Source organism: Ureibacillus galli (assembly GCF_014836845.1).
Lineage (GTDB): Bacteria > Bacillota > Bacilli > Bacillales_A > Planococcaceae > Ureibacillus > Ureibacillus galli.
In genome coordinates, this window is record NZ_JACSQA010000048.1 from 1 (window position 1) to 14,811 (window position 14,811).

General features: G+C 37.3%; 19 protein-coding genes and 3 tRNA genes. 4 read left to right on the forward strand and 18 right to left on the reverse strand.

The window, feature by feature from the left end; genetic code table 11:
• Positions 1-99: 99 nt before the first annotated feature.
• The 4 genes from H9636_RS18330 to H9636_RS18345 form a co-directional block, all read right to left on the reverse strand.
• A complete protein-coding gene (locus H9636_RS18330) occupies positions 100-927 on the reverse strand; it encodes a tyrosine-type recombinase/integrase (RefSeq protein WP_225230333.1) in 828 nt (275 codons plus the stop codon).
• A gap of 475 nt (positions 928-1,402) precedes the next feature.
• Positions 1,403-1,852: a phBC6A51 family helix-turn-helix protein gene (locus tag H9636_RS18335; protein ID WP_191708999.1), complete on the reverse strand. Its 450-nt coding sequence runs from the start codon at positions 1,850-1,852 to the stop codon at positions 1,403-1,405.
• Positions 1,845-2,402 (reverse strand): hypothetical protein, encoded by a 558-nt coding sequence (locus tag H9636_RS18340; protein ID WP_191709000.1) that lies wholly within the window; start codon positions 2,400-2,402, stop codon positions 1,845-1,847. Before H9636_RS18340 ends, H9636_RS18335 begins: the two co-directional genes overlap by 8 nt.
• 96 nt (positions 2,403-2,498) lie before the next feature.
• Entirely contained in the window at positions 2,499-2,735 is a 237-nt protein-coding gene (locus H9636_RS18345; protein ID WP_191709001.1) for a hypothetical protein, read from the reverse strand.
• Between the two features lie 138 nt (positions 2,736-2,873).
• Here H9636_RS18345 and H9636_RS18350 point away from each other — a divergent pair, with 138 nt between their 5' ends.
• Positions 2,874-3,599 (forward strand): DUF6270 domain-containing protein, encoded by a 726-nt coding sequence (locus H9636_RS18350; protein ID WP_191709002.1) that lies wholly within the window; start codon positions 2,874-2,876, stop codon positions 3,597-3,599.
• 29 nt (positions 3,600-3,628) lie between these two features.
• Here the strand turns inward: H9636_RS18350 and H9636_RS18355 are convergent, their stop codons facing one another.
• From H9636_RS18355 to H9636_RS18400, 10 genes are all read right to left on the reverse strand, one after another.
• Entirely contained in the window at positions 3,629-5,281 is a 1,653-nt protein-coding gene (locus tag H9636_RS18355; RefSeq protein WP_191709003.1) for a hypothetical protein, read from the reverse strand.
• 61 nt (positions 5,282-5,342) lie between these two features.
• Positions 5,343-6,110 carry a hypothetical protein gene (locus tag H9636_RS18360; protein ID WP_191709004.1) on the reverse strand — a complete coding sequence of 256 codons (768 nt, stop codon included), beginning with the start codon at positions 6,108-6,110 and terminating at the stop codon, positions 5,343-5,345.
• A 2-nt stretch (positions 6,111-6,112) separates the two neighbouring features.
• Positions 6,113-6,460, reverse strand: coding sequence for a hypothetical protein (locus tag H9636_RS18365; RefSeq protein WP_191709005.1), 348 nt, complete (start codon positions 6,458-6,460; stop codon positions 6,113-6,115).
• A 139-nt stretch (positions 6,461-6,599) separates the two neighbouring features.
• Positions 6,600-6,947 carry an ADP-ribosyltransferase-containing protein gene (locus H9636_RS18370; protein WP_191709006.1) on the reverse strand — a complete coding sequence of 116 codons (348 nt, stop codon included), beginning with the start codon at positions 6,945-6,947 and terminating at the stop codon, positions 6,600-6,602.
• A 133-nt stretch (positions 6,948-7,080) separates the two neighbouring features.
• Complete coding sequence (locus tag H9636_RS18375; protein ID WP_191709007.1) at positions 7,081-7,320, reverse strand: hypothetical protein; 240 nt, start codon at positions 7,318-7,320, stop codon at positions 7,081-7,083.
• Positions 7,310-7,528 (reverse strand): helix-turn-helix domain-containing protein, encoded by a 219-nt coding sequence (locus tag H9636_RS18380; RefSeq protein WP_225230335.1) that lies wholly within the window; start codon positions 7,526-7,528, stop codon positions 7,310-7,312. Before H9636_RS18380 ends, H9636_RS18375 begins: the two co-directional genes overlap by 11 nt.
• Before the next feature lie 144 nt (positions 7,529-7,672).
• A complete protein-coding gene (locus tag H9636_RS18385; RefSeq protein WP_191709009.1) occupies positions 7,673-8,530 on the reverse strand; it encodes a hypothetical protein in 858 nt (285 codons plus the stop codon).
• A 72-nt stretch (positions 8,531-8,602) separates the two neighbouring features.
• On the reverse strand, positions 8,603-10,021 hold the full coding sequence (locus H9636_RS18390) for a TOTE conflict system archaeo-eukaryotic primase domain-containing protein (protein WP_191709010.1): 1,419 nt from the start codon (positions 10,019-10,021) through the stop codon (positions 8,603-8,605).
• Between the two features lies 1 nt (position 10,022).
• Complete coding sequence (locus tag H9636_RS18395) at positions 10,023-10,199, reverse strand: hypothetical protein (RefSeq protein ID WP_191709011.1); 177 nt, start codon at positions 10,197-10,199, stop codon at positions 10,023-10,025.
• A gap of 822 nt (positions 10,200-11,021) precedes the next feature.
• Positions 11,022-11,228, reverse strand: coding sequence for a hypothetical protein (locus H9636_RS18400; RefSeq protein ID WP_191709012.1), 207 nt, complete (start codon positions 11,226-11,228; stop codon positions 11,022-11,024).
• A 244-nt stretch (positions 11,229-11,472) separates the two neighbouring features.
• Between H9636_RS18400 and H9636_RS18405 the strand changes: the two genes are divergently transcribed.
• From H9636_RS18405 to H9636_RS18415, 3 genes are all read left to right on the forward strand, one after another.
• Complete coding sequence (locus H9636_RS18405; protein WP_191709013.1) at positions 11,473-11,688, forward strand: helix-turn-helix domain-containing protein; 216 nt, start codon at positions 11,473-11,475, stop codon at positions 11,686-11,688.
• Positions 11,689-11,893: 205 nt separating this feature from the next.
• Positions 11,894-12,103: a hypothetical protein gene (locus tag H9636_RS18410; RefSeq protein WP_191709014.1), complete on the forward strand. Its 210-nt coding sequence runs from the start codon at positions 11,894-11,896 to the stop codon at positions 12,101-12,103.
• Positions 12,104-12,195: 92 nt separating this feature from the next.
• On the forward strand, positions 12,196-12,555 hold the full coding sequence (locus H9636_RS18415) for a TrbC/VirB2 family protein (RefSeq protein ID WP_225230334.1): 360 nt from the start codon (positions 12,196-12,198) through the stop codon (positions 12,553-12,555).
• Positions 12,556-13,345: 790 nt separating this feature from the next.
• On the opposite strand, the gene H9636_RS18420 is transcribed toward H9636_RS18415, so the two are convergent.
• The 4 genes from H9636_RS18420 to H9636_RS18435 form a co-directional block, all read right to left on the reverse strand.
• Positions 13,346-14,308 carry a tyrosine-type recombinase/integrase gene (locus H9636_RS18420; RefSeq protein WP_191709015.1) on the reverse strand — a complete coding sequence of 321 codons (963 nt, stop codon included), beginning with the start codon at positions 14,306-14,308 and terminating at the stop codon, positions 13,346-13,348.
• A 137-nt stretch (positions 14,309-14,445) separates the two neighbouring features.
• Positions 14,446-14,527 (reverse strand) — tRNA-Leu (locus H9636_RS18425).
• A gap of 49 nt (positions 14,528-14,576) precedes the next feature.
• Positions 14,577-14,650: transfer RNA gene (locus H9636_RS18430), tRNA-Cys, on the reverse strand.
• Positions 14,651-14,659: 9 nt separating this feature from the next.
• A tRNA-Gly gene (locus tag H9636_RS18435) sits at positions 14,660-14,734 on the reverse strand.
• Positions 14,735-14,811 lie beyond the last annotated feature (77 nt).

A 14,811-nucleotide genomic window follows, 5' to 3' on the forward strand; every position in this document is an offset into this window, starting at 1 on the left:
TGTTCATTTGTAAATTTAGTCATAAAAAAACTACACCTCCAATTGTTAGATGTGTCTAACAATTGGGGTGCAGTTCATTTACGCTTGCGCCTCGTTTAATTATATTAAATTATCTACTGCGGTTTGTTTATCTTCGCTACTTGGTGCCGAATACCATGCGACCATATCTGCGTTAGTATGTCCCGTTAATGACATGATCGTAGCTGTTGGCGTTCCACTATCGACTAACTGTTTAACGTATGTGTGACGTAGCTGGTGCGGATGGACACCGTAATTCGATAACATCGCTTGAACTGTACGAACGCTTATGCGCTTACCTAGCGATGATAAGAATAAAGCCGGCTCATTATCTACACGTTGTTTTAAGTAATCGTTTATGGCCTTTCGTGCTTCAGCATTAAGCGGTACTGTTCGCTCTTTATTACCTTTACCGATAACCGTTACATGTCCGCTTCGCTCATTTAATACGACGTCATCACGGTCTAACGCAACTAACTCACTAACACGTAAGCCAGCACGTAATAACGTTGATACTATCGCATGGTCGCGACGGTTACGCTTGCGATCAGTTGCACGTAATAATGCTAGCGCCTCATTGCGATTTAACCATTCCGGAGCCTCTGCCGTAACTTTCTTCGGCTTAGTCATTCGTAAACTTTCGACCGCAATTGCTTTGTCAGCGTATTTGCTGTACGCTTTTATCGCTGCAATCTCTCGATTAATACCGCTTGCTGAACGCTTGGCACTTTGCATACTTGCGATATATTGCTGTACATCTATTCGACCATATTCGTTTATGTTCGTTCCACTTCCGTCTAGGTATTCCGCAAACTTAATCAACGAATGACGGTACGCTTTAATCGTATTATCAGACTTTCCCACCATTGCCTCCGCTATAAATCGTTCTATGCGTTCCATGTTATCCATCCGCTAATTACCTCCTAAGTAATTATACGCAAGTTTTTTCGTCCGTTAGCTACAACTATTGGACACTTAAACCCGTATAACACCGTTTACTATTTAAGGTAATTATACGCATAATACTAATTATACGCAAGTTTTATACGCAATTTTTACATATAGAATTTATTTGTGCAACGACTTTTATGCAATATACGGATAAATAGCGATATTAATAGAATGAACTCCGTTTTCGCATACCCCTCGAGATTTCGGAATTGCACACGCCCGACCGTCCATCGCCTAGTAAAATCGGCTACATATACGTACATAAACTCGTTGTAATACGTACATTTTAGCGATTAAATTTCGGAGGCAATACCATTTTACATTAGCGTAAGAAAACGTCTTATACGTTTAATTTCTGCGGAAATAGGTACAAAAAAAAGACCGCCTAATACTACGCTATTTACACGTAATACTAGACGGTTATCGCGATTAATTAACGGTTGTTAATCGCATTGACACGCGAAGCCAAGTCCTTAACGGTTTGGTCAATTTCCTCCTGCGAAAGTTGTGGCGTATTATTTATATACGTCATTTCGCTTCGATCAACCAATAACGAATGATACTTCATTAATAGTTCCGCACTCTTAACGGACTTGGCCGCATTATTATCGCCATGAGCAGCGTGATGTAATTGCGCCAACAAATCTGGTAACATAGACGCGCTTTCTTGCATCGATAAATACTGTTGATATTGTAGAAACTCGGGTTTCTTGCGCCAATTACGGACAGTATTGCGATGAACACCTACTTGTTCTGCGATTTCATTAATCGTTAGCTTCTTCTCGCCTCTAGCTTTCGCGTAACTGCTTTCGACTAATAACTCCGCTACCTCCATTTCTTGCGGCGTTAGCATTTCCATTAGTTGTTGTATATTTTTACTCATACGTTGCCATCTCCTTTCGATTTCGTTCTGCTAATTCTTCAATTTGCGCTTGAACACGGTTATATTCCGTAAAATACCGTTCGACTTGATCGTCTAAATCGGCTGGTACTTCTCCGCTAAATCTCTTTACGTCAATACGGTCTATTGCACTTATTAGATTACCAATCGTCGTATGATAACCGGCTTTCCCACTCGCTAACTTTTTCGCGTAGTGTAACGCCATTGCATACGCAAATCCATTAACGCCTATATCGGAACTACTATTGACGCTAAAATAACGCCAAGCAATCTCGGCATATGATTCGTATTGTTCGAATGTTTTAACGTCTAATGGTAACGCTCTTTGAACGTTGTTACACGCCGTGATATATGCGAGTAATACCTCGTACGCCTTGTTAAGCATACAAATGCAACCGTAGGCTAATTCCGGATTTGGTACCGGTAATTGCGCCTTTAGACGATCATATTCCTCTCCGTAGTAGCCATCCGCTTGTAATTGCGCTTTTAGTTGGCCGGTTTCTTTTCGGAGTTTTTCGGTTATATCAATCATCTTCGCACCTCTTTTATACAAAATAAAAAACACCCTCCATTGAGAGTGCTTGTCTAAAATTCACATCATCTATTATCTTATTATTTTTATTGAATATTAATAAAGATCAATTTCATTTGTATCGATATCGATTATACTCACATTAACATTCAATAAATCAGCAAGTCTTAAAGCTAATCCACTATCACCATCTACTAATTGTCCAACAATATTATTTTCTTCGATTAACTTCTCAATGCGTTCTTTTTCAGAAATATCATCTACCTCTACTTCTATCTCCGATATCATGAAATAGTCATCTTCGTACGAATGATCGATATGAACATAGATCATATTGATATACCACCTTTTCTATTTAGTATATCAAAGTTATTGAATTAATTTCTATACCTTAGAAAGGTTTACATATCTTGACATATTAACTCTATATGTTAACTTAATTATATTAAAACTTACGGAGTGTGATTTAACTTGACTACAATAGACATTCTTGGAAGTTGTGTTACTAGAGATGCATTCGCATTCGTTGAACATAATTTCGAACTTAGTTCATATCATCCTAGATCGTCATTAATTAGTATCTATTCTTCTCCAATACATATAAAAAAAGAAGGTATTGATTTAAAATCTGAATATCAACAGCGTTTAGTTTATATGGATATGACTAAAAGCTTTTATAAACATATTAAAGAAACGATAGCTGATATATTAATTATAGATTTCATGGATGAAAGATTGGGTGTTTTAAAAACAAACAATACTTATATTACTCATTCTGACGAATTAAAGCTTTCAAAACTTAAACTTTTACTCGATTATGAAATTATGGAGTTTAATGATGAATATCTTGAAATGTGGGAAATTAGTGCTTTAAAATTTACTCACGATATAAAGAAACGACCATTTAAAAAAATTATTCTTCATAAAGCTTTCTATATGGATACTTATATTAATAAAGACGGTGAAAAAGTTTTATTCACTGATTCTGAAACGGTGAAGCGAATTGAATCAAGAAATATACTTTTGAACCACATGTATCAATTTATCGAAAGAAATTTGCAAAATATCACTGTAATTGAACCACATGGATTTTCAGCAAACGAAAATCATAAGTGGGGATTAACACCTTTTCATTATGAACAATCATATTACCAATACTTTATAGATCAACTTAAACAGATAAGCAAGGAACTATAAGTTCCCTGCTTCTTTTATGTTACACATAACTATATTATTTCTGCGGTTACTCTAAAGTTAATGGATTTTGTTCCACTAGAATTATTTCGCACGCTAATTTTACCTCCAGTAGCAGATATAGATACTAATAACCATTGAACATCGTTTTCTTGTCCACTACTGCCTCTTGGTACAATACTATAACCGTCGGGTGTTTTACTAAAAGGTGTAGGAAATGTAAAATCCAACGTTGCTGTAGTATTTGGATCGATATTTAAGGTTGAAGTTGTTAGTGCTTGTTTTTCTTTTTTATATGCAATTTCATTTGTAATTTGTTTAAACTGTTGAAAATTAGATGCTGTACCATTGGTAGAAATATTATTGGTAATATAAATATTTGAATATGTTAAAGAGTTTGCTGTATCATAGAAAGATTTATTGTCATATTCGGGCGTAAGGAATATCAGTCCTCCATCTAGATTCATTCGCAGTCCACCTTCTGCAAAGACCACACTAGTATCTAAATTAAAATTGTCTGCTTTAAATACTCCGTAGACGCAATCATTTAATATAATCGAAGAGAAGTTTATTGTTCTAATTGCATTCCCACCACACTCAAAATAAACTGAATTAAAGATTGTATTCCGAGTATTAGTTAATATAATACCTCTTCCTAATGGACTTCTAAACTCTACATTATTGAATACGTTATTTACTGCTCCATATCCACCAGTAACTTCTAAATGAAATGCTTTTTCAGAACCGTAGATAAATCCATTATTAAATCTATTGTTATTAAAATAATTTTTAGACTGTACAATAGCACCAATTCGAGTACCCGTCGTATATAGATTATTAAACTCACAAAACATTGAACCAACAGCCGATAAATCTCCTAATTTATATCCAGTATCACAATCAACAGCATACAATCTCTCAAATTTCGAATTAATTGCGTAATTTATTTCAAAACCGACTAAAGCATTTTTTACATAAATATCACTAATCCCAAATTGAATATCATTAGTTGCCATCGAACCTTGACTAATTGCAATAAAATCTTTTGAAGAAGTAATAAAACAACTTCCCTTTGAAGATTCGCTATATATATTACTCTTAACTCCAATCAGTGTACAGCCGTTTAAGAATATTGTAGATGATATTAAAAAGTCTTTAGATGGAGCAAAAACTTTACGTACTCCGGTGCTGTTTGCATAATCTATACATGCTTGTATTGCAGCTGTATCATCCGTTCCTAATCCAGTATCCGGATTATAGTCTCCCTTCGCACCAACTAATGGTGCTGGAGGGTACATAATGTTAATGCCTCGTTGATTTAAAGATTCTTTGTTTACTGTTATTTCTCCGCCAAGTCGACTATCTACCTCGTTAATAGCCGTAGCATCTATTTGCTGAATCGGTTCCCATTGCGTACCATCAAAGCGATAAATAATACCGGTATCCTTCGCCATTGCCGCATTTCCTTCGACCGCATTCGGATAAGTTGTCGCTAAATCTGCGAAGGTATTAACCGGTGCAAGCCAAATTAACTTAGCGGCATCTACGACCTTTTCGAACGCTGTGTCAGCAACCGTTTGCACTACGTTATTATAGCCTTGTTCAATCTTCGTCCAGTTTTCGTTAATTTTATATCGTTCTTCGCGTGAAAGTGGCGATTCTGTTCGGTTTAATGAAAATGCCATTATATTCATCCTTTCATTTTTAAGTAATAAAAAAACCGCCAAAAAATCGGCGGTCTGCTTTCTATTTAGGTAATATTCCTCTTTTACTTGCGTCTTGTTGTTCTTTTGAATGAACAAAATAAATAGTACTTCCATTAGGGTCTCTAAAATTTTCTAAGTTTGGAATACCCACTCCTACGGGCTTTAGATGTTCCCTTAATTCATAAATCTCACGTTTAAGAGCGCTACTTTTCTCTTGTAATACATCGATTTGGGATTGGCTTCCATTTATAGCTTGGAACTGTGAGTTAGGTGCTAATGTGTATAATTCCCTTTCAACTTGGTGTAATTGATTCTCTAATTGACGAATTTTTCGATCAATGCTTGTTGATAATTGCCCTATAGTTTCGTTAACATCGTTCTTTAGTTCTTCTGCTTTGCGTAAAACATTATAATGTTCTGCTTGTGCTCTTAATAACGCTGTTTTTGCTTCTGCTATTTTCTCTCGCGCTTTATCTGCTTCTTCTTCCTTTTTGCTAATTAATTCATTCGCTTCTTGCTTAGCACCCTCAATATGTTTAATTGCCTCATCGACATCATGTGCGGGAGTTTGTGCTTTACTTTCCTGCAATACTTCCATTTCTTTTCGTAACATTGAAATATCTGTATCGATTTTTTCGATGTGTTTTGCGTCAAAAGGTTTTAAAGGGTCATATTCGCTTACAAGTTTAGATTTTTGAGCCTCAAGTTCAGCAATTTTTGTTCGCAATTCTCCTTCGCGTTCTAAAAATGCTGTAGTTCTTTTCGATTTACTTGATATAAATTCTTTAGCTTTTTGTAATAATCCCATTATTAACCCTCCATTTTTTCGTTTTCTTTTTGTTGAATTTTCGTTTGTATTCGCATTAGATTAACGCGTTTTCGTATGTCGTTCGATTTATACTCGGCTTTTTCTTTATCGTAAAGTTCTTTTAATTGCGAAATACTCATATCAACTAATGGATCCATAGGCTTGTTTGATTCAAAGTCCCCTTGGTGTATTTCTGTTGCAGCTTCAATTAAACGTTTTTTCGCTTTTTTATACTCGCTATCCGTTACCTCGCGATACGGTCTAAGTGTTCTTTCATATTTTCTGATTGTTTGCTGTGATTCTAATACTTTTTTTTCTAGTTCTGCTCGCTTTTTATCCCAATCTTCCATTTTAATTCTCCTTCGTTATTTTATTTTTTTAAGTGTATTCTTGGGTTAGAAATCCTTTCACCTGGAAAATATCGGCGTCGTTCGGGACGGTCCGATTCTAAGGGAATCCCATGTTTATTTAGTTGTTTCTTTCGTTTCTTCAGTTTGAAATTGTTGTTAACCACCATAAGCTAAACCTCCGCTTTCTCCCAATGCCTTCAATTTCTTCAATCGTAATAACTGCTGGGTTTCTAACAATGTAAATCTGTTGTTGCTCGTTAAGAAACGGTACTATTTTTTCAATTACACTCCCATCGGATTCTTCGTATTCTAATGTGACCTTATATAAATACCCGTTTCCCTTTGCATACCTTTTGGCGTAACTAACATCATCAGCAAAATAAATACCATCGCCCCAAGTTAATCCGTGAGCCTTACCGGCGTACTCAAGAGAAAATTCAGTAAAATACTGTTGACTGCCGTGGTATGCATTAATCCGTTTGGTCATGTTGCCACTCCATTTCTGACACTCTAATTTTTTAGGTACATATATGAACATAAAACCGTTAAATCCCTTGATTTGGAACGTTTTCAAACATGTCTTAAGGGGATTTATCATTAATGGGTTAATTGCTCTAAAATCAAGCTGATTCTTCGGTTTTATGTACGCTATAATTAACTCTCTTTTCTATCCGCTTTGCCTTCCGATAGTCTGCGTTAGGTATTCGCCATTGCAAGCCGATTATTTTTTCGTTCTTTTGATATGTAGCGGTGATTTGCCAATCACGACTACGTTTAATGTTCTTAATCTCGCGATCATGTTTAGAATCGATGTACAACGTCCAGTTTTCGTTATCTAATCGCCATAATTCAGCTGCCATCTAATGCACCCTTATTCTCGTATTCTTCTAATCGCTTACGTTTAGCTACGTAATTAAAAAATGTGTCATCAAGGTCAAATTCTCTCAACACAGTCGCTTTTAACTTTTGTGTGATGTATTCTGAATTTTCGGCGGTTGTAACAGTTGCTGGTGTGACTCCGATTCGTTTTGCGAAGTCTCGTACCGTTAGACCGTGAGCCAACCGCATATCTCGCACTAAATTGTTTTTCACTGTATTCAACTCCTTGTTCAAAATGGTATAGTTAGTGATACTTTGTTTAATATCTAAAAAATAAAAAGCCAAAGATTGCGATATTTCTTCGGCTCCTATTACGTTAGAAATAAGGTAACGCTAAATATTGAGTTTTATTGGAGTTTTCCACTTATTTCGTCGAGTTTTTTCCGCATTTTGTTGATGCCAACATGGACTACGTTTTGTTGCGATGTATAGCTTTTTTCCGTTCTCTGTTATCTGTCTATATTTAGTAGTTAAATTACAAACTTTCATTCTTTTATCTTTTGCATAAAAGACTTCTTTGCATATTTTACAAATCTTGATATTTTCTTTTTTTAAGCCTTTGATTTTTCGAGCAATTTCTCGGACATCCCCGCCGAATAGGGACCTTAAGTATAGTGATTCATTAAAAGGATCAGCTTGTAGTTCGTCGATAAGTTGCTCCATTTGTTCAATAGTTACTTGTTCACTTCCGCTTCGGGTAATTCCGAACTCATCCTCATATTCCGGTCCTTTAACTCGTTTTGTTTCTACTTCATCAAATGAGATTGTTTTTGGCGGTTGATATTCTTCTTCATCATTCAAGTCGTACAAGTGAATCTCGTGCTTAGAACGAACTCTTTGACGGTGTATCTCTTGCTCGTCGCTATATGCAGGATAAGGCTTGTACTTCTCTATGTCTTGATCGTTGACGTAAGCAACAAAATCTCCTAAAATATCGTATATATTCGTTTTTCTAATAAAAATCGTTTTGTTATAAGCGGGATGGTACACGTTGATGTCTGCTAAAATGTACGCGTATACTCCCCATAACTCTTGCTGCTCGTTAATAAACTCTTGCGCCAACAAGATTCGTTTATTATCAGAGTAGCTTTTTCTATTTTTGTAATGTTCAGACCAAAAACTATTAATATCCTTCTGTAATTGCTCCGTGCTTGCCGTTTTTGTTGTTTGTTTTGTGGTTTTTGTAGTCATCTAACCTCTCCTTAAATGTACGTTTTTTAACCTAATAACTATATATATTGCTTTAAGAAGGTATGGCGGGTATTAACGAGACCAACGGTTATCATACTCTCGTCTACCTACCGCTCCTTTAATATCCGAGGAATCGCAAAGTAAATATGCAACGTCTACTAAGTTATCAGCCGGCAGCACCTCAATACTTTTCTCGTCTGACTTTGGTTTTTCTATCAAAATACGGTATTGATTCGGTTTGTAAAGCGGTCGTCCTAAATCTCGGCTGCGTCCTATATCTACCTCGCGTTTCCTTACATATTCGATAAATCCGACTTCCACTAGCTTTTTAATCGCGTTCGAAACCGTCGGCTTAGATGCTCCAGTCATTTTCATCGCTGTTGCCAACGTTAGATAAAACGTTGATCCATAACGCTTTGACGTGACTAACATCGCATAAGCTACTTGCTTTTGGCGGAAGGTACCGACATTTAGAACGGCAAGCATTTCCGACCGATATATCGTAATAGGCCTATCCGCATTTCCAAGCTGATAATTTCGCTCATATGCGTATTTAACAATCCGCTCCGCCTCGCTTTGCCAAAACTCCGGCGTACTATTCTTGCTGAAATATTCGCGAGGTGTATTCCAAAGTGTTTCCATGATGATTCCTATTGCATCTTCTTGCTCGTAGCCTTGCGAGTTACAAAAAGTGGCAAGTAATACAGTTGTTTCATGGCGGGTATTGCTACGTAATAGTTGTCCTGCTGTTAATATTTCCGTTACTTTTTCGAAGGCTTGCGATTCAGATACAACGGTCACATTGACGTCAGTACGCTCTTTAATTTGCTTAAATTCCGCTTCTTGTTCGGGCGTTAAGTCTATAAGGGCGTCTAATATTAACGAATGGTCCATTGGCTCCACACCGTCTAAATAGTCCAGTGACTCGATAGGCTCTAATGTATTGCGATCCACGAACCAACAACGCGCACCCGTCTTTTGGTGTATTCCTAATGGCAGCTTTACTGCTTGTTTGTACGTTGGACGAAATTCTATATTATTACTAGGTAAGTCTGCGGTTGCTATAACTCGTTGATAAAATGCGACAGCATCATCGGCTTTAATTGGTTCATCGAAGAATAAATCCACGTGATAACCCTTGCTTCCGCTGAATGAGACGTGAATATCTTTCGAACGTATATTAAACTCTGATTCTAGTACGTCTATTAATTTGAGTGTCGCCCATCTCGCCATTGGCTGATCGTTAGCATAGTCTACGTCAAACGTTATAAATTTGTTGACAGTGTTTGCGTTAAAAACTCCGTATGTTTCGCTACCGTTTAAATGAAGTTCGAGCATCCAGTCGCTTAGAGTAAGGGCGCTTGAATGTTCATACTTATTAAATGTCGAGTATTGGCCACCTTTTTGCTTGATGTACTTTTTTCTAGTTGAAATATATAACTCATTAAATTTTTTAATAGTATTGTCGTTCTTTTTCTGTCGTTTAACCATTTCATCGCTCCTCTACATTTGATAACTTCGCTAGTCTTTCATCGAAAAATTCATCCCTTTCAAATACGAAAACCAACTTCCCTACCCTTTTGCTCGAAGTGTCTACGTCTACTAACTTGCATCCTTGCGAAAGTAATGTGCGTGCAACACTCAAACTTAAAATGCATTTTGTTTCCATAAAATGACCTCCTATAGTTTTATCTATTAAAAACGCCGATTTCTCGACGGAATATCCTCTTATTCTTATAAGTGGACTAAAACGACGTGATTTGTAACAGTTGTATAAAATTTTCTCCTTTAATTTATACAGCGGACTAAAAAGCCATAATTTGTAACAGTAATCTAAAAAAAATTCCTCCTACTTTTAATACCCGAAAAAAAATTCAGTTTTGGACAACTTTTGGAAAATAAATTTAAAAATGTCTAATAAATAAAAAAAGACAAAGCGCTTTTCAACGCCTTGCCTTCTGCAGCAAACTCCACCAATAGTTCACCACGTTTAATCTTTACATTAATTTGAAATTATCGTAAAATATAGGAAAGGCTACGCTGCAACATAGTCCTTTCCGTACGTCATGTACGCCAATACACAACGAATATAACTCGATGCTTCACGCTTGATTGCGCACTCAAACGCTACGCATGAACAGCATTTGCAAGCATACTGTCCACCAACGTCCGCCAAAACGTTGGCTTTTTTATTTCCGCCCGAGATCATGTCGCGTTGATCTCCCCTTGCAAACTCTTCAAATCTTTTATTTTCCGTTCAATCTCACTACGATTAATAAATAGACCGCTGTTATTATCTGAACGCTTGCAACCGTTCCTGGTGTCGTTGGACAAGCGGAATCCGTCCGCAAATCCCCGCTATTTCTTGGCATCTGCCGCAAGTAGTTTGTACCTAACCAAACGTGTACGGTATGATTACCGTTTGATTTAACGTTGTGTTTAACGTTTCATAATATCCTTACATAAAAATACCGCAAAAACCTTCGGATAATTACGTTATAAATAGCATTAGTAGAACTACCGCAATCCCGAACGCTATTGAAACGTAGAAGAACGGCCTCACTCCTTCCTCATCTTCATCGAAGAAATAGTCATCTACCGCTTTAACTCCTTTTGTTGCTTGTTGTGTGAGTAATCGGATATACCCTTTTGTTAATTCCCGTGCTACGTCACGTTTTTTAATCGCTGCTACTTTCATTCTTGGTCCTCCTCGTTAAAAAATTCGTACCTGGAGCCGTCTACGACGATTGTTCCTCCGTTATCATCGATTTCTAGCGATACGCGTTCGCTTAAAATGATAACCACGCTCTCACCACCTTTTATTAGGTTTGTTGTTCTTGATATTATAATATCGCATATCCGATATAACGTCAACACTTATTTACTTAAAAGTTATAAAACGATACAATAATGCATAGAATAACGAAAAAGGCGGTTTAATTATGAAAAAAGTAAAAATAAAGTTATTAGATATTCTTAAGGAACGTGGAATGACACAAGCACAATTAGCTGATAAAGCAGAAGTAAGACCTAATGCAATAAGTAACCTATGCCGAGGATATGTTGATCGGTTATCAATCGATCACATTGAAAAAATATGTCATGCATTAAACATAGAAAGTATCAGTGAGTTAATTGAATTAGTTGATGAAAAATAAAAAACGCAGCCCATTTAAGGACTGCGTTTTAAAATTGTATAAAAATTTCTTTTTAATTTAGTAATAATTTTACTTCAGTTAATCATAAGCTATATAGCGTTAGATCGCTAATTAGCTTTTCCTAGTCCAGTCGGGCAAATACCCGGCTATTTTTACGCATATAAGTGTATTATCGCTCATATCGTTTTATAGGAGGTAGCTGCATATGGAAAATAAAAAGAACCGTTTTTCAAAATCAATCGCATTTAATAAAACTAATGAAACAGATAAGAAAATTTTAGAATACGTAAAGCGCCGTAATTTTAGCGGTTATGTTAAAAAGCTAATCCTCGCCGATATGAAAGAAAAAGAATTACGAAAACAAAGCAGGAACGACATAGTTAAGGACGACAGCAATGCCGGCTCCAACAGCTAAACCAACAACAACGTGCATAATTTTCACCTCGCGAAAAGTGTATTAACGTTATTTTACCCTGGCCACATGAAAATATACTTGGAGGTACGATAATGGAAAGCGTCTGGGAGTTGAAAGAGGAATTTAGTCCGTTAGTAATTCGTAAGACGAACGAGCCGGAAACAGTTAGCGAAATTAAGAAGTCCCGAAAAAAGGTAAATTTAAAGGTACCAGCACTTACCACACTCTTTCTAACACCAACAACCGCATTCGCTAGCGGTACTTTTGAAAATGTCTATTGGACGGTAATGGGGATGTTCGATCATGCTGTTGTTCTAGTTATTATTTTTGCCGGTGCTGCTTGGATGCTTGGCCATCGTTCTAAAGCAATTGAACATCTTATTGGTGCAGCTTGCGGATATTTGCTCGCATTACACGCTATAGATATTCGGGATTTCTTAAAAACATTGTAATGTTTAGTTCTAAAATACCCCCGCTTCATCATAAGCTAATAGCACATATGTGTTGCTATATAGCTTTTCTAACAAATTTGGCGCTTTGCTGCTTCGGTGGTAAGGCGCTTTTATGTAAAAACGCTAACCAAAACATACTTCATATATTAAAAAAATTTACATTCTAAAATTAACAATCTTCTTGACAATATTTTGTGTCCCCTCCAACATGAAGCCGAGCATAAGGACAACGGCTTGGCGCAATTCGTCTGCCTACACGCTGACAACGTAGTAAAACGTCAATCAGTCATGTAAGCTAGACGATCGCTGTTCCATGAATCCTCGATTAAGGTATCCGTATTGTATGCCCGTATGTTATCGCGGATATTTCTATCCAACGCGTCTACTAATCTACTTCTGCCCCCGATAGTTCTCGTAACAATAATTACGATGTGTGACGCGTCCTACAACGCCCGTAAGCGTTCAGACCTTCCACTCCTAGCCGTTAATGGTCGCTAGCACCATTCGGACAACAAGCGTACATACGGCGACACTTATACGTTGTCCTAGACTTAGTTATTGCAGCGGCCAAGTCATAACCGGTCAAGTTTAGATTAACAACGTGTTACTAGGTTTCCACGTTGGACTACACCGTTTTTATGCGTACTTAAATAAGCCTTCTACCTTGCATTTTTTCGAAAATGACGTTAGAATAGCGATAAATACACTTATGCTGGCAGGCATTAATGTGTAGTCGTTATTTAGTTGTAGGTCGGTATGTGTTCGCGCACAAGCCGACTTTTTTCTTTGTTTAAAGACTATTTAATGGACTAAATTCACGGTGCTTATCATGAACTTCCGTTGAAAATAGATTTACATACGTTTTTACCATTTCCATCGTTGAATGGCCGAGTATCTTTTGTAATTCGAATATACCTGCCCCATTCATAACGGAAATCTTAGCAAAGGTATGGCGCATTGTATGCGGTGAACAACGAACTCCTTTTATTCCGGCCAATTCTCCATACTTTGCTACAATTTTTTGTAACGAATGACGTTTCATTGCTTGTCCATCTAAAGTGACAAACAGAGCGTCCGTTTCCGCAGTACCTCGTAATTGTAAATACCGTTTAAGCTGTTCTTTCATCTTCGCTTGTATCGGTACATAACGATGATAATGATTTTTTGTATTTCGAATAAAAACTAAACCCTCCGACATTTTTATATCCTCAACTAATATTCCGCAAGCCTCGTTTAATCGAATACCCGTTTCTAATAACAACAACATAAATGTATAATCTCGTTGCCCGGTAAAAGTCCGCTTATTCGGTGCGCTTAATAATGCATGTAACTGTTTCACTGTAAATGTCTCGATATTATCCTTACGATCACGGACTAACGGGAATTTAGCGAGTTCATTCACCGCTAGGTATTTGCTTTCAAGTAGCCAGTGAAAGAACGCTCTTATCGCTCGAAGTTTTGTATTAATCGTTGTTGGACGTAAACCCCGCGACTGCATATCCTCTACGAAATCGACTAAGTGTTGTCGTAGGACATCGTGAATAAATAGCGAATGTTCAATAGTCACTAAATATCGTCTGAAATCGTTTAATTCACGCTTATAGTAAGTAATCGTAAATTCACGCAATCCTCTACGCTTTGCATCCTTAATAAACGCTACTAACGCTTCGTCATACGTTGTTACTTGCTTTGATACCGAACGACTCACGATATCGAGTTCCCGTCCAACTAATTCATTACTACGCCTAGACATAGAAAAAGACCGCCTTCCCTACGAATTTAAGGAAAACGGTCTAACTACGCTTATGCGAACGACTAATTTAACGCACATTGTACGCAAAAAAAGCGCCCTACGCTTACGCATAGAACGCTACATACGGTCAATTATAATACCGGTGGTCGGGGTCGAACCGACACTCCATAAGGAACACGATTTTGAGTCGTGCGCGTCTGCCAATTCCGCCACACCGGCATATTAAAAAAAGATAAAAAAAATATCGGTCATACCGATTTAAATTTTTTGGAGGCGGCAACCGGATTCGAACCGGTGATAAGGGTGTTGCAGACCCGTGCCTTACCACTTGGCTATGCCGCCATATCGTTTTGGAGCGGAAGACGGGGTTCGAACCCGCGACCCCCACCTTGGCAAGGTGGTGTTCTACCGCTGAACTACTTCCGCAAAATGGCTGGGGTACCAGGATTCGAACCTGGGCATGACGGAATCAAAATCCGTTGCCTTACCGCTTGGCTATACCC